Genomic DNA, 19,766 nt, shown 5'->3' on the forward strand with positions numbered 1-19,766 from the left:
GAACCATGGCACTGGCCAAGCGCATCATCCCTTGCCTGGACGTGGATAACGGCCGGGTGGTCAAGGGCGTCAAGTTCGAGAACATCCGTGATGCCGGCGACCCGGTGGAAATCGCCCGTCGCTACGACGAGCAAGGTGCCGACGAAATCACCTTCCTCGACATCACCGCCAGCGTCGATGGCCGCGACACCACCCTGCATACCGTCGAGCGCATGGCCAGCCAGGTGTTCATCCCGCTGACCGTGGGCGGTGGCGTGCGCACCGTGCAGGACATCCGCAACCTGCTCAATGCCGGTGCCGACAAGGTATCGATCAACACGGCCGCGGTGTTCAACCCGGAGTTTGTCGGCGAGGCCGCGGACCGTTTCGGTTCGCAGTGCATCGTTGTCGCCATCGACGCCAAGAAGGTGTCCGGGCCGGGCGAGGCTCCACGTTGGGAGATTTTCACCCACGGCGGGCGCAAGCCGACCGGGCTGGATGCCGTTGAATGGGCGAAGAAGATGGAAGGCCTTGGGGCTGGCGAGATCCTGCTGACCAGCATGGACCAGGACGGCATGAAGAATGGCTTCGACCTGGGTGTTACCCGTGCGATCAGTGATGCGCTGGGTATTCCGGTGATTGCCTCGGGTGGTGTGGGCAACCTGCAGCACCTGGCCGACGGCATTCTGGAAGGGCACGCCAGTGCGGTGCTGGCGGCCAGTATCTTCCACTTTGGTGAGTACACGGTGCCGGAGGCCAAGGCCTACATGGCTTCGCGCGGGATCGTCGTTCGCTGACAGAATGCCGGGAGGGCTTCGCCCTCCTGTCGCGACACAAGGCCGCTCCTACAGGGGAATGCGTATCCCTGTAGGAGCGGCCTTGTGTCGCGATGGGCCGCAGCGCGGCCCCAAGGGCATCAGCCGTGATTCTTGCCGAGCAAGGCGTGATACAGCTCGGTATCCCCAAGAATCCCCACCACCTTGTCGTTGTCCTGCAACACCAGCTTGTTGCCGGTCTGATAACGAATCTGTAGCGCCTCGCGCATTCCGATATCGGCATTGACCAACGTTGGGCGGCGGCCCAGCAGCTCCACATCCTGCCCCGGTGCCCAGTTCTGCAGGTCCAGCCCGTTCTGCCCCTGGCGTGCACGCTTGATCGAGCCACCTTCGCCCAGGTCCAGCCACGAATCGATACCCGGGTCCAGGCATACCGAACCATTCACTCGCTTGCAGTTGTCCAGGCTGCGCATCAGGCTGCGCCCGCACAGCACGTTCAGCGGGTTGGTATGGGCGACGAAGGTGCGCACATACTCGTCGGCCGGATTGAGCACGATCTCTTCCGGTTTGCTGTACTGGATGATCCGCCCGTCCTTCATGATCGCGATGCGGCTACCCAGTTTCAGTGCCTCGTCCAGGTCGTGGCTGACGAACACGATAGTCTTGCTGAGCTTGGCCTGCAGGCCCAGCAACTCGTCTTGCAGGCCCTGGCGGATCAGCGGGTCCAGTGCCGAGAACGGTTCGTCCATCAGCAGGATGTCGGCATCCATCGCCAGCGCCCGGGCCAGGCCCACGCGCTGTTGCATGCCGCCAGACAGTTCGTCCGGCTTCTTGTTGCGCCACTGGGTCAGGCCCACCAGCTCGAGCTTCTCGTCGACCAGCTTGCGCCGTTCCTTCTCGGGGCGGCCCTGCATTTCCAGGCCAAAGCTGATGTTCTCGCGTACCGTCAGCCAGGGCATAAGGGCGAACTTCTGGAACACCATGGCAATGCGCTTGGTGCGCATCATCTTCAGCTCGGCCGGGGTGCAGTGGGCGATGTCGATGTGCTTGCCTTCGTGCTCGACGAACAACTTGCCGCGGCTGACGGTGTTAAGGCCGTTGATGCAGCGCAGCAAACTCGACTTGCCCGAACCGGACAGGCCCATCAGCACGCAAATCTCGCCCTTCTGGATATCCAGGTTGGCCTTCTCGACGCCCACCACCAGGCCGGTCTGCTTGAGGATCTGCTCGCGGGTCTGGCCCTTGTCGAGCAGGGCCAGCGCTTCGCGCGGCTTGTTGGAGAAGATGACGTCGACGTCTTCGAAACGAATGATGCTCATGCTTCACCCCTTACCGGCAGGTCCGGTTGCTTGCAGATACGGTCGAGCATGATCGCCAGCAGCACGATCGCCAGGCCCGCTTCGAAGCCCAGGGAAATATCGGCGGTGTTCAGTGCGTTGACCACAGGTTTGCCCAAGCCGTCAGCACCGACCAGGGCGGCAATCACCACCATCGACAGCGACAGCATGATGCACTGGGTAACGCCGGCGGCGATGCTGGGCATCGCGTGCGGCAGTTCGATACGGGTGAGCAGCTGGCGCCGCGAGCAGCCAAAGGCCTTGCCGGCGTCCATCAGCTCCTGCGGGACGTCGCAGATGCCCAGGTAGGTGAGACGGATCGGCGCGGCGATGGCGAACACCACCGTCGAGATCAGCCCCGGTACCACACCCAGGCCGAACAGGGTCAGGGTGGGGATCAGGTAGACGAATGTAGGTACCGTCTGCATCAGGTCGAGTACCGGGCGCATGGCGGTATAGAACATCGGTTTGTGCGCGGCGACGATGCCCAGTGGCACGCCGATGGCCACGCACACCACCGTGGCGAAGGTGACCTGCGCCAGGGTTTCCATGGTTTCCTGCCAGTAACCCAGGTTGAGGATCAGCAGGAACGACAGGGCGACGAATGCGGTCAGCGCCCACTTGCGCTGGATGAAATGCGCCAGGGCGGCGAACAGCGCGATGAGCACGAATGGATTGAAGAAAGTCAGGGCACTGGTGACACCATGGATCATGAATTCCAGGCCTTGCGCGATGGCGTCGAAGTAACTCGCGCCGTTCTGGGTCAGCCACTCGACGAACGACGCGATGTACTGGCCCAGGGGTATTTTCTGATCGATAAGCATGATAGCGAGCTTCCACCTGCATAGATTGAAATCAACCCGGGGCGGGCACGGGCCTGCCCCGAGGTAGCGCTATTTCGTTATTGCGTCAGCTTGGCCTTGGCCGCCTCAAGGCCGGGTTTGCCATCCACGGTGGTTACGCCGGCCAGCCAGGCATCCAGTTTGCCAGGGTTGTCCTTGAGCCACTTCTTGGCCGCCGCCTCGGGTTTCATCTTGTCGTCCAGGACATAGCCCATCATGGTGCTTTCATCCTTGAGCTCGAACGACAGGTTCTTCAACAGCTGGCCAACGTTGCTGCATTCCTGCACATAGCCCTTGCGGGTGTTGGTCAATACGGTCGCCTTGCCGAAGTCGGGGCCGAAGAACTCGTCCCCGCCGGTCAGGTACTGCATCTTGAAGCGGGTGTTCATCGGGTGCGGTTCCCAGCCGAGGAACACCACTGCCTCGCCGCGTTTCTGCGCGCGGTCGACCTGCGACAGCATGCCGGCCTCGCTGGACTGGACGATCTTGAAGCCGGCGTCCTTCAGGCCGAAGGCGTTCTTGTCGATCATGCTCTGGATGGTGCGGTTGCCATCGTTGCCGGGTTCGATGCCGTAGATCTTGCCGTCCAGTTCCTGCTTGAACTTGGGAATGTCGCTGAAATCCTTCAGGCCCTTGTCATACAGCGCCTGGGGCACGGCCAGGGTGTACTTGGCGTTTTCCAGGTTGGCGCGCACGGTTTCTACCGTACCGGCGTCGCGGTACTGCTTGATGTCGTTCTCCATGGTCGGCATCCAGTTGCCGAGAAACACGTCCAGGTCCTTGCCGGTGGCCAGCGACTTGTAGGTCACCGGTACCGAGATCATGGTGGTGTGGGTCTTGTAACCCAGTGCTTCGAGCACAACGCTGGTGGTCGCGGTGGTGACCGTGATGTCGGTCCAGCCGACATCAGAGAAGCGTACCGTCTGGCATTGCTCGGGTTCGGCGGCCTGGGCCAGCAAAGGCGCGGACAGCAACGCAACCAGCAACAGCGAGGGTGAACCTTTCATGGATGGACTCCTGTGGATTTTGTCTTCGGGTTCGCGTGGTCGCCGGGCTTTCTGAGTGTCCGGTCGACAAGGCCTGCAGAGGGCAGGATGCGTGGCCGTGCTTTACGAGTCGCTTTCGATAATCCTCCAGCGCCGGGCAATCGCCTACTGGTAGGGTCGTAACCAGTACGGAACGGGTCGTATCCAGTATGGGCGATGTCGCTTATGGATTTTTCCACCCCCTCCGCCGCATTTTTACGTCACCAGGCCACCGGAAAGCGGCGTGGCAAAGGCCACTCCCCGGTAGAAAACAGCGCGGCGCTGCTGGACAAAAGTACGTCGGTTGCAGACGGCGAGGGGGGCGGCAAAAGCCCGATGATGCGTGCATTCAAGGCGGCCTGCTGCTTCAGCCTAGCAGCTGCCCCGCCCTGCGCATGGCGCGCAGAGACAAGCCCAGCAAGAGGTGATTCGACAATGGCCATCAGCGTGTTCGACCTGTTCAAGATCGGTGTCGGGCCCTCCAGCTCCCACACCGTCGGCCCCATGCGTGCTGGCGCCCTGTTCGTCCAGGGCCTGCGCGAACGCGGCGAGCTGGAACGTGTGAAGCGGATCGAAGTGCGCCTGTATGGCTCGCTATCGGCCACCGGTGTCGGTCATGGCACCGACAATGCCACCATCATGGGCTTGATGGGCGAGTGGCCTGACGCCATCGACCCGACCCAGATCGTGCCGCGTATTGCCGACCTGCGTGAAACCAACACCCTGCAGCTGGACAACCGCCTGCCCATCGAATTCGTCTGGGCCCGCGACATGCTGCTGCTGGACGAGAACCTGCCGTACCACCCCAACGCCATGACCCTGATTGCCGAAGGCGAGCAGGGCGAGCTGCACCGCGACACTTATTACTCGGTGGGTGGCGGCTTCGTGGTCGACGCCGCCCAGGCCGCCAGCGGCGTGCTGGATGCCGACCAGACGGTGCTGCCGTACGATTTCAACAGCGCCGCTGAACTGCTGCGCCTGTGCAAGCAAAACGACCTCAGCGTGTCGCAATTGATGATGGCCAACGAGAAGGTCTGGCGCAGCGAGGAAGAGATCCGGGCCGGCCTGCACAAGCTCTGGGAAGCCATGCAGGAATGCGTCAACAATGGCCTCAAGTACGAGGGCACGTTGCCCGGCGGGTTGAACGTGCGCCGCCGCGCCGCCAAGCTGCACCGCAGCCTGCAGGAAATCGGCAAGCCCAACGTCATCGGCTCGACCATGAGCGCCATGGAGTGGGTCAACCTGTTCGCCCTGGCGGTCAACGAAGAAAATGCCGCCGGCGGGCGCATGGTCACCGCGCCGACCAATGGCGCAGCGGGCATCATCCCGGCGGTGTTGCACTACTACATGCGCTTCAGCGATGCGGTGAACGAGTCCAGCGTGGTCGACTTCTTCCTCGCTGCTGCCGCGGTGGGCATCCTGTGCAAGAAGAATGCATCGATCTCGGGTGCCGAAGTGGGCTGTCAGGGTGAAGTCGGTTCGGCTTGCGCCATGGCTGCGGCGGGCCTTGCCGAAGTGCTGGGTGCCACCCCGCCCCAGGTGGAGAACGCTGCCGAGATCGCCCTGGAACACAACCTGGGCCTGACCTGCGACCCGGTCGGCGGGTTGGTGCAGGTGCCGTGCATCGAGCGCAACGCAATTGCTGCGGTAAAGGCCATCAACGCGGTACAGATGGCCCTGCGTGGTGACGGCGAGCACTTCATTTCCCTCGACCAGGTGATCCGCACCATGCGCGATACCGGGGCCGACATGCACGACAAGTACAAAGAGACCTCGCGTGGTGGTCTGGCGGTCAGTGCTATCGAATGCTGATAGTCTGATTTGACCTAAAGGTCCTCTTCGCGGGCACGCCCGCTCCCACAGGAACTGCGCAATCCCTGTGGGAGCGGGCGTGCCCGCGAAGGGGCCCTCGAGATTGAAACAGGTGCAGCACAGCCACAAATGTCTCTTTATGGTGCAGTGCGACGCATACCGATCGTCGGGTGTCGTTATCAATGTGGGCATTGTCGGTGACACTAAAGAGTGTCGTTTCTGGGCATCCTAGACTGCGCCTGTCACCAAATTGCTCAGCCGTTACACGCGCAACGCCTAGCACGCCCGTTCTACAGAGATTGGCCGGCTCGACCAAAGCACCTGATTTGCCTGATATAGGCGTCGTTTTCAGGTTTTTTTGGATAGGCGTTCAATTTCCGGCACGGCGTTTGCGTTGAGATTGGCACCAAGGCCCCTGCACATGAAACCGGGGCCATACATAACAAGAAATCAGTGCCCGCCTGAGGCACACCCTGCATTTGTGTGAGGAGAAATCGCGATGACGTCGTACACCTCCGGGAACCCAACCCAGAACCGCACAGCCCCCCAGTCCATCGGGTTTCTCCTATTGGACAATTTCACCCTGATTTCCCTGGCATCGGCCGTCGAGCCGCTGCGCATGGCCAACCAGCTATCCGGCCGCGAGCTGTACCGCTGGCACACCCTCACCGTCGATGGCGGCCAGGTGTGGGCCAGCGATGGTTTGCAGATCACTCCGGACGCGGCGATGCACAGCGCCCCACCTATCGACACCGTGATCGTCTGCGGTGGCGTCGGCATCCAGCGCACCGTTACCCGTGAGCATGTCACCTGGTTGCAAGCCCAGGCCCGGCAGTCGCGCCGCCTTGGTGCAGTGTGTACCGGCAGCTGGGCACTGGCCTGCGCTGGTCTGCTCGATGGCTTTGATTGCAGTGTGCATTGGGAATGCCTGGCGGCCATGCAGGAGGCCTATCCACGGGTCAACATGAGCACCCGCCTGTTCACCCTCGACCGCAACCGCTTCACCAGCTCCGGCGGCACCGCGCCGCTGGACATGATGCTGCACCTGATCAGTCGCGACCACGGCCGTGAACTGTCGGCGGCAATCTCCGAAATGTTCGTCTACGAGCGTATTCGCAACGAGCAGGACCACCAGCGCGTTCCGCTCAAGCACATGCTGGGTACCAACCAGCCGAAGCTGCAGGAAATCGTCGCGCTGATGGAGGCCAACCTCGAAGAGCCGATCGACCTGGACGAACTGGCGGTTTATGTATCGGTGTCGCGTCGTCAGCTGGAGCGCCTGTTCCAGAAGTACCTGCACTGTTCGCCGTCGCGTTACTACCTGAAGCTGCGCCTGATCCGCGCCCGGCAGTTGCTGAAGCAGACGCCGATGTCGATCATCGAAGTGGCGTCGGTATGCGGCTTCGTGTCTACCCCGCACTTCTCCAAGTGCTACCGCGAGTACTTCGGCATTCCACCGCGTGACGAGCGCGTGGGTTCCAACACCGCGCAGCAGGTGGCGATGATGCCGATTCCGCAGGCCATGACCCTGTCGCCGCATAGCGGGCCAATGGCGGCCCTGAGCCAGGCGCGCAACGAGTCGACCTTTGCCAGCGTAAGGCTCTGAACGGCGCTCGCCTCTTCGCGGGTAAACCCGCTCCTACAGGGACTGCACGGATTTTTAACCTGTGCGTCCCTCAATTTCTCCTGAATGGCGTGAGGCAAATTTAGCCCATCAGCCTAACTGCCGAAACTGACATTTTTGCTAGTTGTTGCCTATCCAGCCAGCGCGCTAAATGGGCCACCAACATCACTGAGTGAAGCAATCATGACCAGTTCGACAACCTTGGAAGTTGTGGAAATCAGCTTTATCAGCCCGGACGGCGATATCCTTCTGCTCACCACTGAGCCGTATAATATAAATCCGCAGGTGTGGGGCGAGTATGAAGAGATTGACCGACCACAATCAATTGCATTGGGTATTTTCGATCTCGACGTAGTGGTGAGCACTAACCCTGACGGTATTTGGCGTAAACGCGTTGCTGTACCTCAACAGAATACAGCGCCCGCCGCTGACGGGAATCATGAAAGCTTGTCCCCTGTCAGTGAAAATAAATTAGCCGAAGAATTGTTGAATTCAAATGGCGGTATTTTTTATGAAATCAGTGCTAAAGCCGAAATCGAAGGTGTATTCAGGACGATAGTTAAACTGTACCCGCAAGGGTATACAGGTAATCCGGCTGATTATTATTGGGCGTCTCCCTATCCGCTGACAGACTATCTGGATAGAATACATCCTGAATCGTTAAAGCCAGAAGTGCTGAAAAATGTTAATGCGCGTTGGTATATAACTTTTATGGTGCCGTACAATGGGCAACAGACACGCAGCGTAGATGAGTGCTCACAGCCAGGCGTAGATCAGACCTATAGAGACAACGAAGTCTATTTCCAATCCAAATATGGGCAAACCTTCGGTACGGCCAACGAAGTCATCAGAGGGTCATACACGGTCGAAGAGTCAATGGTCAGTGAGGGAGAAGACCCGAAGGGGCGTGTCAAGCCTGTATTCACCAAGGACTTTGGTTCCGCAGGAAAACTGAACTTCAGCGTCGGGCGTCATGGCACGGATGAGGTAGCAAATTGGTTCAAAGCCCGAGTCAAGGACGCTGAAAACACGTTTGGTCATTCACCCGATAAACTCAACTTCGCTTTCAAAGGGACATTGAAGTTGACTGTGACTGGTGGGAATTTCGAAGGGGGCGCACAAGACCTGGAGTTCAGGAATGTCTACCTCGCCCAGGGCCACACCGGGGTAGCGAACAACTGGTGGTTCGGCGCTGAAGGCGCCCATAACCCGGATGACGGTCGTCGTTGGGTACGGGCCAACGGCAGGGCCAAGACCCCTTACGGTCATTTCCCTGCCTCTATGTATTTCCAGCGCGGCGGAGAGCCCAATACTGACGAGAAGATCTTTATTTACAATGGTTCGCTCGATGCGCTGCCAGGTAACGCGTGGATGAAATCGCTGCATGGTAGCTGGCGCCTGCAGCAGCTGGTACTTCCGGGTACCCATCACTCCGGCATGGGGCAGTACATCGACCATTGCACCGGTGGCGCAGTTGGACAATCAATGTCGCAAACACAATCTGTAGGCATCGATGATCAGCTTAACATGGGGGTTCGATACCTGGATATTCGCGTATTCACATACGAAAATGAATTGGTATGCTATCACCGAACTGGAACAGGCTCTGGTATGGGTTGCAATGGCACGCCCCTCGCTCTGGTGCTATATAGTGTTACTTCATTCTTGAGCAAGCACCCCGGTGAGTTTGTAGTTTTATCATTTTCGCACATAGCCGCGGAGGATCGCTCCTTGGTGGAGACGATGCTTAGAGATACGGCTTATAACAGTTTTTTATTTAAATATGAAATGCCAAGCGAAGCCGAGAAGCGGCGAGCCGTTAATGAGTTCACAGTCGCTGAATTGCGTGGAAAGATATTGGTTGTTAGCGACTCGTTAACAGCTGAGCCCGCGTCAGGGTTTTTCAGGAAGAGCAATGTTTCGGGCAATGGAAAATATGCTATTTTTGATGAGTATGCTGACGATAACGATCCGGAAAGAGTGATTTCTGATCAACTGATAAAGTGGGACAGACATTACAATTCCAGCCGGTATGGTTTCATGTTGAACTGGATCTGCACGCCGCGAGGCATTGAGGATTCAATCGAGCAGATGGCAAAAAAAATAAATGCGGAATTGGCGAGCAACCTTAACAACTATATGGGGAGTTGGGCAGCACCGCAGGTGGTCTTGCTGGACTTCGCTACACCAGAACTGATCAACGTTATCATCAATCAAAATCTACAAAATGTAAGTGCCCCAGAAGAGCCCGGCGGCGGTGATGAGACAGGGCGTCCGTTGGTGACTTTTGATTTGTATCCAGAGCCCGACTTCCAGGGCAGCGTCGCTAGAGTACGTGTACCGTATTGGTGGTTTATTCCGGTTTTCCGGAACATAAGAAATCATGGGGGTAGCATGCGCGTATCGCTGCAGCCATGGAGCAAAAGAGGGCGGGCGGTTGTCGTGGGAGGGTGGGGGTTGGTGACCTTAAGGCGATTCTTGATTTCCAAGGATTATACCGGAACGGGTTTTGACATCCCTCTGCTGGGTGATACTGGAGGCGGAACGCCCGAAGGCGTGACCCATAACGTGTTTGTGAAGATACCTGCTCATATCAGGTGGTTCGTCATGTTCCCCTACGACGGGTAAGCAAGCCAAGCGTGAAGGGGTCTATTCGGTGAAATAAGGGCTATGCGAATCGCGCAAAGCCCTCAATGCCAATTACGGAGTGCGTTTAAGCTCTGCCACGCCCCTGTAATCGCTGCGCCCCTCAGGCGCGCTTGTTGAACTGCGCCAACGCCGGCAACAGCTGTTTGTCGATGGCCTGACGCACCGCCGGCAGGATCGTCGCGCTCCCGGTTATACATCTGCTCCACCATCCCCTTCAGCGCCCGCGCATTGGGCTCGGTCAGCCCACGCACCACCGCTTCGCAGGCCTGCTCGGCAGTCGCCCCGGCCGGAATATCGAACCCGCGCGCGCGCAGGTGGCCTGCCAGGTCGTCCTGGTCTATCAAATCCGCATGCATCATGGCTGTTGTCCCTTTTATCGCTAAGAGAGTGCTGCTGTGATTTACGACCGATTCTGTGACGCCGGCGACATGCCCGCAACAACAGAATGGCGCCGTGGCTGCATTGGCTAAGAACAGGTCGTTTCCGGCTAAATCGAGCACCTTGGAAGGCCGCACACTGAAGCCATTCACGGTACCTGAGGGTTTGGTCACCCTCGTTCATGCACAGTGGATGTTGCTCGCTCTTGGCCCCGGATGCTCACGGCTTTCCGGGGTTATTTTTTTGCCCGGATACATAACCTGTGGGAGCGGGCGTGCCCGCGAATGCGGCGGTGGATCCACCATCGCATTCCGCGGGCATGCCCGCTCCCACAGGTTATGGGTTGCTGCTCAGTTTGGCGTAGGCAGGCCTATTACCCTGCCCACGAATTCAGCCGACGGCAGGCCCTGCTGCTCATCCACCAACCCTTGCAGCAACCCGACACTTCGCTCACTGAAAGGTGCCGACTTCGGCCCCGCCAGGTCCACATGCAGCAGCATCTGCTCGCTGGCCGCCAGCGCCTCGTCGAACCCCGCCCGGTGCAGGCTGTGGTAGATATGCAGGCGCTTGCGGTCGAAACCGATAACCTGCGTCTGCACCCACACCTCGGTGCCCAGCTTCACTTCGTGCAGGTAGTTGATGTGTGCCTCCAGGGTGAACAACGAATTGCCGCTCTGCCCACGGCTGTCGGCATCGAGGCCGATGCGCTCCATCAGCGCATCGGTGGCGTAGCTGAAGATCAGCAGGTAGAAGGCATCGCGCAGATGCCCGTTGTAGTCGACCCAGTCTTCCAGGACCGGGGTACGGTAGGTGATCAGTGCGGGCATCGTCTGCTCCTCAGTCGCCAAAGGCCATGCCATGGCTGGCCTTGCTGGTTCTCACTGCTTCCAGCACGGCCAGCAGGGTGTCATCACGATAGCGCTCAAGCGCCGCAATGCTGCGGTCACCCAACTGCTCCGACGTGCCTTCGACCACATCGTCGATCAGCTTGTCGGTCAACTCTGGCGCTGGCAGGTAGGTCCAGGGCAGTTTCAGCGCAGGGCCGAACTGGGCCATGAAGTGGCGCATGCCGGCGTCGCCACCGGCCAGGGTGTAGGTGAGGAACGTGCCCATGAACGACCAGCGCAGGCCGGCACCGAAGCGGATCGCGTCGTCGATTTCACCAGTGCTGGCCACGCCGTCGTTGACCAGATGCAGGGCCTCGCGCCACAGCGCTTCGAGCAGGCGGTCGGCGATGAAGCCAGGGACTTCCTTGCGCACATGCAGCGGGCGCATGCCCAGTGCGGTGTAGATGGTTTTTGCGGCTTCGATGGCTTCGGGAGCAGTGCGATTGCCGCCGACGATCTCGACCAGCGGCAGCAGGTAAACCGGGTTGAACGGATGACCTACCACGCAACGTTCAGGGTGCGTGGATGACTCGTAGAACTCGCTGGGCAGCAGGCCCGAGGTGCTGGAACCGATGATCGCGTCGGGCTTGGCGGCAGCGCTGATCTTGGCGTGCAGGTCAAGCTTCAGGTCCAGGCGCTCGGGTGCGCTTTCCTGGATGAAATCAGCGTCGCGTACGCATTCCTCGATGGTGGCCACGAATTTCAGCCGGTCCTGGGACGCACCGGGTGCCAGGCCTTGTTTTTCCAGGGCTGGCCAGGCGTTGGCGATGCGCTTGCGCAGGGCCTGCTCGGCGCCGGGCGCCGGGTCCCAGGCGACCACGTCCAGGCCATGGGCGAGGGCGCGGGCGACCCAGCCGCTGCCGATCACGCCACTACCCAGGGCGGCGAAGGTCTTGATCTCGGTGATGAAGGGCATATCGGTCTCCTGAAGGGGATCAGCGGCGCTTGAGGTTCATTTTTTCCCGGCCTTCTGCCGGGCTGAGTACGCGTCCACCCATGCGGGTGATGATTTCGGCAGCGCGCTCCACCAGCTGACCGTTGCTGGCCAGCACCCCACGGTCGAGGTACAGGTTGTCTTCCAGGCCAACCCGCACGTTGCCGCCGAGCAGCACCGCTTGCGCAGCCATTGGCATCTGCATGCGGCCGATGCCGAACCCGGCCCAGGTGACGTTGGCTGGCAGGTTGTCGACCATGGCCTTCATGGTGGTGGTATCAGCCGGTGCGCCCCACGGGATGCCCAGGCACAGCTGGAACAGCGGGTCTTCGAGCAGGCCTTCTTTCATCATCTGCTTGGCGAACCACAGGTGGCCGGTATCGAAGATTTCCAGCTCGGCTTTTACACCCAGTTCGGTGATGCGCCTGGCACCGGCGCGCAGCTGCGCCGGGGTGGAAACGTAGATCGAGTTGCCGTCGCCGAAGTTGAGGGTGCCGCAGTCGAGGGTGCAGATTTCCGGTAGCAGCGCTTCGACGTGGGCCAGGCGCTCCAGGGGGCCGATCAGGTCGGTACCCGGGCCGAACTCCAGGGGTGTTTCCCCCGGGCCGATTTCCAGGTCGCCACCCATGCCGGCGGTAAGGTTGACGATGATGTCCACATCGGCTTCACGAATGCGCTCCATGACTTCGCGATACAACGCCACATCGCGGCTGAAGCGGCCGGTTTGCGGGTCGCGGACGTGGCAGTGGACCACGGTGGCGCCGGCTTTGGCGGCCTCTACTGCAGACTCGGCGATCTGCTTGGGGGTGACGGGAACGAGGTGGCTTTTCGAGGCGGTGTCGCCGGCGCCGGTGAGGGCGCAGGTGATGATGACATCGTGGTTCATGACGGGGTTCCTTGTGGTATCTGTGGTGGCCTTTTCGCGGGCACGCCCGCTCCCACAGGGTCTGCGCAGACCTTGAGCATTGCGCTGTACCTGTAGGAGCAGCCTTGTGCTGCGAAAGGGCCTTGTCAGTTGGCGGTGAGCTTGAGGTTGTCCGCAGCCGGCTTGCCATCAAAGGTGGTCACACCTTCCAGCCAGCGGGCCTTGTCCTCGGGGTGGTCCTTGAGCCACTGGCGGGCCGACTCCAGCGCGTCCTTGTGGTCGAGCAGCGGCTGCATCATGCGGCTCTCGTCCTCGGCACTGAACTTCAGGTTGGCCAGCAGGCGGTGGGCGTTGGGGCAGCGTTCGGCGTAGTCTGGCGCAGTCACCGTCCACACCGTGGCGCGGCCTTCGTCCGGGCCCAGGGCGTCCTGGCTGTCACCCAGGTAGGCCATGTCGATGTTCACGTTCATCGGGTGCGGCGCCCAGCCGAAGAACACCACCGCTTCCTTGCGCCGTACGGCGCGGTCGACGGCGGCGAGCATGCCGGCCTCGCTGGACTCGACCAGCTGGAACTTGCCCAGGCCGAACTGGTTCTTGGTGATCATCGCCTTGATCTGAGTATTGGCACCGGAGCCTGGCTCGATGCCGTAGATCTTGCCGCCCAGCTCCTTCTCGAACTTGTGGATGTCGGCGAAGGTCTTCAAACCCTTGTCGTACAGGTATTTGGGCACGGCGAGGGTGGCGCGGGCGTCTTCCAGGCTGGGTTTTTCGAGGACTTTGACCTGGTTGGCGTCGACGAACGGGGTGATGGTCTGGGTCATGATCGGGTTCCAGTAACCCAGGAACATGTCCAGGCGTTTGTCGCGGATGCCAGCGAAGATGATCTGCTGCGAAGCGCTGGTCTGTCTGGTCTGGTAGCCAAGGCCATCGAGCAGCACCTGGGCCATGGCGCTGGTGGCGATGACATCGGTCCAGTTGACCACGCCCAGACGGACGTTCTTGCAGGCCGCTGGTTCTGCGGCATACAGCGGGGAAGCGACGATAGTGGTCAGAGCTATGGATAACAGGCTGCGGCGGATCAAGCGTTGCATGGTGGCTCTCCATCGGCAGGGCGTTTTTTATAGGGGCCGGCCTCTCTGGGCCGTGTGAACACGCTACGCTGCTGCCAGGGTGGAAAATCGCACCCTGGCGACCAACAATTGCACGGAGGCGACCACCTTTGCCGTGGAGCATGCAATGCCGCAAATCATTCATTTCCTGTTGTTGCCCGGCTTCTCGGCCATGGGCTTCATCAGCGCCCTGGAGCCACTGCGGGTGGCCAACCGCTTCAAAGGCCCGTCGTATCGCTGGCAGGTGTTGAGCCTGGACGGCGGTGCGGTGCTGGCCAGCAATGGCATGTCGGTGAACGCCGATGCGGCGCTGGCGGCGGGCGAGCCTGGCGGCATCCTGCTGATCGTCGCCGGTTTCGAGCCACTGGCCTGTTACGGGCCGGCGCTGCAGCAGGCGCTACGCCGTCTGGACCATGAGGGGGTGATTCTGGGTGGCATCGATACCGGCGCGGTGGTGCTGGCCGAGGCCGGTCTGCTCGACGGCCATCGCGCCACCGTGCACTGGGAGGCACTGGAGGCGTTCAAGGAGAATTACCCGAGTCTGCAGGCGACCCAGGAGCTGTTCGAGATCGACCGTCGGCGCATCACCTGTGCCGGTGGCACCGCTTCGATCGACCTGATGCTCGACCTGATAGCGCAAGCCCACGGTAGTGAACTGGCGGTGCAGGTGTCGGAGCAATTCGTGCTCGGACGTATCCGCCAGCGACAGGACCACCAGCGCATGCAGATCGCCAGCCGCTATGGCATCAGCAACAAGAAGCTGGTGAAGGTGATTGGCGAAATGGAGCGCAACACCGAGCAGCCGCTCAATACCCAGGTGCTGGCCGAAGCGGTGCAGGTGACCCGGCGCCAGCTGGAGCGGCTGTTCCGCGTGCACCTGGATGACACGCCCAGTGGGTTCTATTTGCGACTGCGGCTGGATAAAGCCAGGCAGTTGTTGCGCCAGACCGACATGACTGTGCTGGAGGTGGGGGTGGCGTGCGGGTTCGAGTCGGCTTCGTACTTTACCCGCTGTTATCGGGCGCGGTACCAGCGTTGCCCGCGGGAGGACCGCCTGGCCCGGGTGGTTTGATTTGCGCCTGTACCGGCCTCTTCGCGGGCATGCCCGCTCCCACATGGGCGGCGGGGTTCCTGTGGGAGCGGGGGTGCCCGCGAAGAGGCCGGTACAGGCTTACTGCTGGCCGATGGACTGCAGGTACTCCGAGCGGTCATCACTGCGCTGCGCCACACAGGTATCCCAGGCCGCCTGGAACGCTTTGCTGCCGGGTTTCTCGGCAAAGGTCTCGACGTTGCAATCGGCATCGCGCAGCTGCACCCACAGCTTCTCGGCCGCCTCCATGCGCCCGACCAGCGCGGTAGCCTTGTCGCCTTCATCGGCATACTGGTCGCGAATGCGCTGGAGCAGGTCGTCATACGCCGCTTTCAGCTCGCGCTCGGCAGTCTGCTTGTTGAAAGCCGCGCAGGCGTAGGTCTGCTGATCGGTGTCGACATTGTCGCACGGGGTGCTTTCTTCCTCGCCGGCCTGGGCGCCCGATACGACAGCCAGCAGTACCAGCCATGCCATTGATTTCATCCGTTTTCTCCTCAACAGGCTGACGAATCGCAGGGATTCTCGCTCAGCGGAAGGCAAGGCGGTAGCTCCCTGACGAAATGTTCATAAAGCCGCCGGAAACGTCGTTATCGAGACTGTGTCTCATCGCCAGACACCGTGCCAGAAGGCCTGTTGTCGCGCATTGACGCTTTCGGCAAACCCCCTGTCGTTTTTGCATCGGGGCGCCTTTGGGCACAGGCATATGCTGGCCCCAAAGCGCCGGCACAAGGTTTGGCGCAAACCCATTCAATAAAAGGGGACAGCCTGATGAGCCCAGCCGAACTTCACGCCGACAGCATCGTCATCGACGGCCTGATCATTGCCAAATGGAACCGCGAGCTGTTCGAGGACATGCGCAAAGGCGGGCTGACTGCGGCCAACTGCACGGTGTCGGTCTGGGAAGGCTTCAAGGCTACCGTCGACAACATCGCTGCCAGCCAGAAGCTGATCCGCGACAACAGCGACCTGGTGATGCCGGTGCGCACCACCGCCGATATCCGCAAGGCCAAGGAGCTGGGCAAGACCGGCATCCTGTTCGGCTTCCAGAACGCCCACGCCTTCGAAGACCAGATCGCCTACGTCGACGTGTTCAAGCAGCTGGGCGTGGGCATCGTGCAAATGTGCTACAACACCCAGAACCTGGTCGGCACCGGTTGCTACGAGCGTGACGGCGGCCTGTCGGGCTTTGGCCGCGAGATCGTGGCGGAAATGAACCGCGTCGGCATCATGTGCGACCTGTCCCATGTCGGCTCCAAGACTTCCGAAGAAGTTATCCTCGAGTCGAAAAAGCCGGTCTGCTACTCGCACTGCCTGCCATCGGGCCTGAAGGAGCACCCGCGCAACAAGTCGGACGAAGAGCTGAAGTTCATCGCCGACCACGGCGGCTTCGTCGGCGTGACCATGTTCGCGCCGTTCCTGGCCAAGGGCATCGACTCGACCATCGACGACTACGCCGAGGCCATCGAGTACACCATGAACATCGTCGGTGAAGACGCTATCGGTATCGGTACCGACTTCACCCAAGGTCACGGCCAGGAATTCTTCGAGTACCTGACCCACGACAAGGGCTACGCCCGTCGCCTGACCAACTTCGGCAAGATCATCAACCCGCTGGGCATCCGTACCGTGGGCGAATTCCCCAACCTCACCGAAACCTTGCTCAAGCGCGGCCACTCCGAGCGCGTGGTGCGCAAGATCATGGGCGAGAACTGGGTCAACGTCCTCAAGGACGTGTGGGGCGAATAAGCCGCTCTCCAAGCCTGAAAGCCCCTGCCAGCAACGCCGGGGCATCCTAAACAAAAAATTTTATGGAGTTGAGTTTCCATGGCCAAGATCGCCCCGCAATTGCCAATCGAAGTCGACAGCGAGACCGGTGTCTGGACCAGCGACGCCTTGCCGATGCTGTATGTGCCGCGCCATTTCTTCGTCAACAACCACATGGGCATCGAAGAAGTCCTGGGCGCTGACAAGTACGCCGAGATCCTCTACAAGGCCGGCTACAAGTCCGCCTGGCACTGGTGTGAAAAAGAAGCCGAGTGCCACGGCCTGGAAGGCGTGGCGGTGTTCGAGCACTACATGAAGCGCCTGAGCCAGCGCGGCTGGGGCCTGTTCGAGATCCAGGACATCGACCTGGACAAAGGCACCTGCAGCGTCAAGCTCAAGCACTCCGCATTCGTGTACGTCTATGGCAAGTGCGGCCGCAAGGTCGACTACATGTTCACCGGTTGGTTCGCCGGCGCCATGGACCAGATTCTCGCTGCCCGCGGCAGCTCGATTCGCACCGTGGCCGAACAGGTCTATGGCGGGTCGGAAGAAGGCCACGAAGATGGCCTGTTCGTCGTCAAGCCGTTGTAAGCCGGAGATAGCGTCATGGCATTCGAAGCAATGTTCCAGCCGATCCAGATCGGCAAACTGACCATCCGTAACCGTGTGCTCAGCACCGCGCACGCCGAGGTCTACGCCACTGACGGCGGCATGACGACCGACCGCTACGTGAAGTACTACGAAGAAAAGGCCAAGGGCGGTATCGGCCTGGCGATCTGCGGCGGCTCGTCGGTGGTGGCCATCGACAGCCCGCAGGAGTGGTGGGCATCGGTCAACCTGTCGACCGACCGCATCATCCCGCACTTCCAGAACCTGGCCGACGCCATGCACAAGCATGGCGCCAAGATCATGATCCAGATTACCCACATGGGTCGTCGCTCGCGCTGGGACGGCTTCAACTGGCCAACCCTGATGTCGCCGTCGGGTATCCGTGAACCCGTGCACCGCGCCACCTGCAAGACCATCGAGGTGGAAGAGATCTGGCGCGTGATCGGCAACTACGCACAAGCTGCCCGCCGCGCCAAGGAAGGCGGCCTGGACGGCGTGGAACTGTCGGCCGTGCACCAGCACATGATCGACCAGTTCTGGAGCCCGCGGGTCAACAAGCGTACCGACGAATGGGGCGGCACCTTCGAAGGCCGCATGAAGTTCGGCCTGGAAGTGCTCAAGGCCGTGCGCGCCGAAGTCGGTGACGACTTCTGCGTGGGCATGCGCATTTGCGGTGACGAATTCCATCCGGACGGCCTCAGCCACGAGGACATGAAGCAGATCGCCGCGTACTACGACGCCACTGGCATGCTCGACTTCATCGGCGTGGTCGGCTCGGGTTGTGACACCCACAACACCCTGGCCAACGTCATCCCGAACATGAGCTACCCGCCGGAGCCGTTCCTGCACCTGGCGGCCGGCATCAAGGAAGTGGTCAAGGTACCAGTGCTGCACGCGCAGAACATCAAGGACCCGAACCAGGCCACGCGCATTCTGGAAGGCGGCTACGTGGACATGGTCGGCATGACCCGTGCGCACATGGCCGACCCGCACCTGATCGCCAAGATCAAGATGGGCCAGATCGACCAGATCAAGCAGTGTGTCGGTGCCAACTACTGCATCGACCGCCAGTACCAGGGCCTGGATGTGCTGTGCATCCAGAACGCCGCGACTTCCCGTGAATACATGGGCGTGCCGCACATCATCGAGAAGACCACCGGTGCCAAGCGCAAGGTGGTGGTGGTTGGTGCCGGCCCGGCCGGCATGGAAGCGGCTCGTGTGGCTGCCGAACGTGGCCATGACGTGACCCTGTTCGAGAAGAAGGAGCAGATCGGCGGGCAGATCACCATCGCCGCCAAGGCGCCGCAGCGTGACCAGATCGCCGGTATCACCCGCTGGTACCAGCTGGAGCTGGCGCGCCTGAAGGTCGACCTGCGCCTGGGCACTGCCGCCGACGTGGCCGCCATCCAGGACCTGCGCCCGGACATCATCGTGTTGGCCGTGGGTGGGCATTCCTTCCTGGAGCAGAACGAGCACTGGGGCGCCGCCGAAGGGCTGGTGGTCAGCAGCTGGGACGTGCTCGACGGCAAGGTGGCACCGGGCAAGAACGTGCTGGTGTACGACACCATTTGCGAGTTCACCGGTATGTCGGTGGCGGACTTCATTGCCGACAAGGGCAGCCAGGTCGAGATCGTCACCGACGATATCAAGCCGGGCGTGGCCATGGGTGGTACGACGTTCCCGACCTACTACCGCAGCATGTACCCGAAAGAAGTGATCATGACCGGCGACATGATGCTGGAAAAGGTCTACCGCGAAGGCGACAAGCTGGTGGCGGTGCTGGAGAACGAATACACCGGCGCCAAGGAAGAGCGCGTGGTCGACCAGGTGGTGGTGGAGAACGGCGTGCGTCCTGACGAGCAGCTGTACTACGCACTGAAGGAAGGTTCGCGCAACAAAGGCCAGATCGATGTGGAGGCGCTGTTCGCCATCAAGCCACAGCCGATCCTCAGCCAGCCGGGCGAAGGCTACCTGCTGTACCGCATCGGCGACTGCGTGGCCCAGCGCAACGTGCATGCGGCGATCTACGACGCCTTGCGCCTGTGCAAGGACTTCTGATCGCACTGTCGGCACACACCGGCCCCTG

At 60.9% G+C, this 19,766-nt stretch carries 16 protein-coding genes and 1 pseudogene; 8 read left to right on the forward strand and 9 right to left on the reverse strand.

The genetic code is table 11. The features are described from left to right. Positions 1-5: 5 nt before the first annotated feature. Positions 6-776, forward strand: coding sequence for an imidazole glycerol phosphate synthase subunit HisF (gene hisF, locus QIY50_12170; GenBank protein WGV22835.1), 771 nt, complete (start codon positions 6-8; stop codon positions 774-776). 119 nt (positions 777-895) lie between these two features. On the opposite strand, the gene choV is transcribed toward hisF, so the two are convergent. The 3 genes from choV to QIY50_12185 form a co-directional block, all read right to left on the reverse strand. Further along, positions 896-2,074, reverse strand: coding sequence for a choline ABC transporter ATP-binding protein (gene choV, locus QIY50_12175; protein WGV22836.1), 1,179 nt, complete (start codon positions 2,072-2,074; stop codon positions 896-898). Then, positions 2,071-2,919, reverse strand: coding sequence for a choline ABC transporter permease subunit (gene choW, locus QIY50_12180; GenBank protein ID WGV23048.1), 849 nt, complete (start codon positions 2,917-2,919; stop codon positions 2,071-2,073). The genes choV and choW overlap by 4 nt, the downstream gene beginning before the upstream one ends. 74 nt (positions 2,920-2,993) lie before the next feature. Continuing rightward, on the reverse strand, positions 2,994-3,941 hold the full coding sequence (locus QIY50_12185; GenBank protein ID WGV22837.1) for a choline ABC transporter substrate-binding protein: 948 nt from the start codon (positions 3,939-3,941) through the stop codon (positions 2,994-2,996). Between the two features lie 453 nt (positions 3,942-4,394). On the opposite strand from QIY50_12185, the gene QIY50_12190 reads away from it, so the two are divergent. The 3 genes from QIY50_12190 (at position 4,395) to QIY50_12200 (ending at position 10,023) form a co-directional block, all read left to right on the forward strand. Continuing rightward, a complete protein-coding gene (locus QIY50_12190; GenBank protein ID WGV22838.1) occupies positions 4,395-5,771 on the forward strand; it encodes an L-serine ammonia-lyase in 1,377 nt (458 codons plus the stop codon). A gap of 499 nt (positions 5,772-6,270) precedes the next feature. Beyond that, positions 6,271-7,377, forward strand: coding sequence for a GlxA family transcriptional regulator (locus QIY50_12195; protein ID WGV22839.1), 1,107 nt, complete (start codon positions 6,271-6,273; stop codon positions 7,375-7,377). Between the two features lie 201 nt (positions 7,378-7,578). Further along, a complete protein-coding gene (locus QIY50_12200; GenBank protein WGV22840.1) occupies positions 7,579-10,023 on the forward strand; it encodes a phosphatidylinositol-specific phospholipase C domain-containing protein in 2,445 nt (814 codons plus the stop codon). Between the two features lie 121 nt (positions 10,024-10,144). On the opposite strand, the pseudogene QIY50_12205 reads toward QIY50_12200, so the two are convergent. From QIY50_12205 to choX, 5 genes and pseudogenes are all read right to left on the reverse strand, one after another. Then, positions 10,145-10,403: pseudogene (locus QIY50_12205) on the reverse strand (hypothetical protein). A gap of 369 nt (positions 10,404-10,772) precedes the next feature. Then, a complete protein-coding gene (locus QIY50_12210; protein ID WGV22841.1) occupies positions 10,773-11,249 on the reverse strand; it encodes a thioesterase family protein in 477 nt (158 codons plus the stop codon). 10 nt (positions 11,250-11,259) lie between these two features. Continuing rightward, positions 11,260-12,225, reverse strand: a complete 966-nt coding sequence (locus QIY50_12215) for an L-carnitine dehydrogenase (GenBank protein ID WGV22842.1) — start codon at positions 12,223-12,225, stop codon at positions 11,260-11,262. 19 nt (positions 12,226-12,244) lie between these two features. Next, on the reverse strand, positions 12,245-13,129 hold the full coding sequence (locus tag QIY50_12220) for a 3-keto-5-aminohexanoate cleavage protein (GenBank protein ID WGV22843.1): 885 nt from the start codon (positions 13,127-13,129) through the stop codon (positions 12,245-12,247). A 125-nt stretch (positions 13,130-13,254) separates the two neighbouring features. Further along, positions 13,255-14,199, reverse strand: a complete 945-nt coding sequence (gene choX / locus QIY50_12225; protein WGV22844.1) for a choline ABC transporter substrate-binding protein — start codon at positions 14,197-14,199, stop codon at positions 13,255-13,257. Between the two features lie 145 nt (positions 14,200-14,344). On the opposite strand from choX, the gene QIY50_12230 reads away from it, so the two are divergent. Beyond that, positions 14,345-15,289 (forward strand): GlxA family transcriptional regulator, encoded by a 945-nt coding sequence (locus tag QIY50_12230; protein ID WGV22845.1) that lies wholly within the window; start codon positions 14,345-14,347, stop codon positions 15,287-15,289. 99 nt (positions 15,290-15,388) lie between these two features. On the opposite strand, the gene QIY50_12235 is transcribed toward QIY50_12230, so the two are convergent. After that, on the reverse strand, positions 15,389-15,790 hold the full coding sequence (locus tag QIY50_12235) for a DUF1311 domain-containing protein (protein ID WGV22846.1): 402 nt from the start codon (positions 15,788-15,790) through the stop codon (positions 15,389-15,391). 285 nt (positions 15,791-16,075) lie between these two features. Between QIY50_12235 and QIY50_12240 the strand changes: the two genes are divergently transcribed. From QIY50_12240 to dgcA, 3 genes are all read left to right on the forward strand, one after another. Beyond that, the gene (locus QIY50_12240; GenBank protein WGV22847.1) at positions 16,076-17,053 is read left to right on the forward strand and encodes a dipeptidase; all 978 of its coding nucleotides are present in this window, start codon (positions 16,076-16,078) and stop codon (positions 17,051-17,053) included. A 78-nt stretch (positions 17,054-17,131) separates the two neighbouring features. Continuing rightward, complete coding sequence (locus QIY50_12245) at positions 17,132-17,662, forward strand: DUF5943 domain-containing protein (GenBank protein ID WGV22848.1); 531 nt, start codon at positions 17,132-17,134, stop codon at positions 17,660-17,662. A gap of 15 nt (positions 17,663-17,677) precedes the next feature. After that, the gene (dgcA, locus tag QIY50_12250) at positions 17,678-19,738 is read left to right on the forward strand and encodes a dimethylglycine demethylation protein DgcA (GenBank protein ID WGV22849.1); all 2,061 of its coding nucleotides are present in this window, start codon (positions 17,678-17,680) and stop codon (positions 19,736-19,738) included. Positions 19,739-19,766 lie beyond the last annotated feature (28 nt).

This window comes from Pseudomonas putida, assembly GCA_029953615.1.
Lineage (GTDB): Bacteria > Pseudomonadota > Gammaproteobacteria > Pseudomonadales > Pseudomonadaceae > Aquipseudomonas.

Bases quoted from the DNA above. Each gene is read 5' to 3' on its own strand.
- hisF (WGV22835.1), top strand. From the start codon at position 6: ATGGCACTGGCCAAGCGCATCATCCCTTGCCTGGACGTGGATAACGGC.
- choV (WGV22836.1), bottom strand. From the start codon at position 2,074: ATGAGCATCATTCGTTTCGAAGACGTCGACGTCATCTTCTCCAACAAG.
- QIY50_12185 (WGV22837.1), bottom strand. From the start codon at position 3,941: ATGAAAGGTTCACCCTCGCTGTTGCTGGTTGCGTTGCTGTCCGCGCCT.
- QIY50_12190 (WGV22838.1), top strand. From the start codon at position 4,395: ATGGCCATCAGCGTGTTCGACCTGTTCAAGATCGGTGTCGGGCCCTCC.
- QIY50_12195 (WGV22839.1), top strand. From the start codon at position 6,271: ATGACGTCGTACACCTCCGGGAACCCAACCCAGAACCGCACAGCCCCC.
- QIY50_12200 (WGV22840.1), top strand. From the start codon at position 7,579: ATGACCAGTTCGACAACCTTGGAAGTTGTGGAAATCAGCTTTATCAGC.
- QIY50_12210 (WGV22841.1), bottom strand. From the start codon at position 11,249: ATGCCCGCACTGATCACCTACCGTACCCCGGTCCTGGAAGACTGGGTC.
- QIY50_12215 (WGV22842.1), bottom strand. From the start codon at position 12,225: ATGCCCTTCATCACCGAGATCAAGACCTTCGCCGCCCTGGGTAGTGGC.
- QIY50_12220 (WGV22843.1), bottom strand. From the start codon at position 13,129: ATGAACCACGATGTCATCATCACCTGCGCCCTCACCGGCGCCGGCGAC.
- choX (WGV22844.1), bottom strand. From the start codon at position 14,199: ATGCAACGCTTGATCCGCCGCAGCCTGTTATCCATAGCTCTGACCACT.
- QIY50_12230 (WGV22845.1), top strand. From the start codon at position 14,345: ATGCCGCAAATCATTCATTTCCTGTTGTTGCCCGGCTTCTCGGCCATG.
- QIY50_12235 (WGV22846.1), bottom strand. From the start codon at position 15,790: ATGAAATCAATGGCATGGCTGGTACTGCTGGCTGTCGTATCGGGCGCC.
- QIY50_12240 (WGV22847.1), top strand. From the start codon at position 16,076: ATGAGCCCAGCCGAACTTCACGCCGACAGCATCGTCATCGACGGCCTG.
- QIY50_12245 (WGV22848.1), top strand. From the start codon at position 17,132: ATGGCCAAGATCGCCCCGCAATTGCCAATCGAAGTCGACAGCGAGACC.
- dgcA (WGV22849.1), top strand. From the start codon at position 17,678: ATGGCATTCGAAGCAATGTTCCAGCCGATCCAGATCGGCAAACTGACC.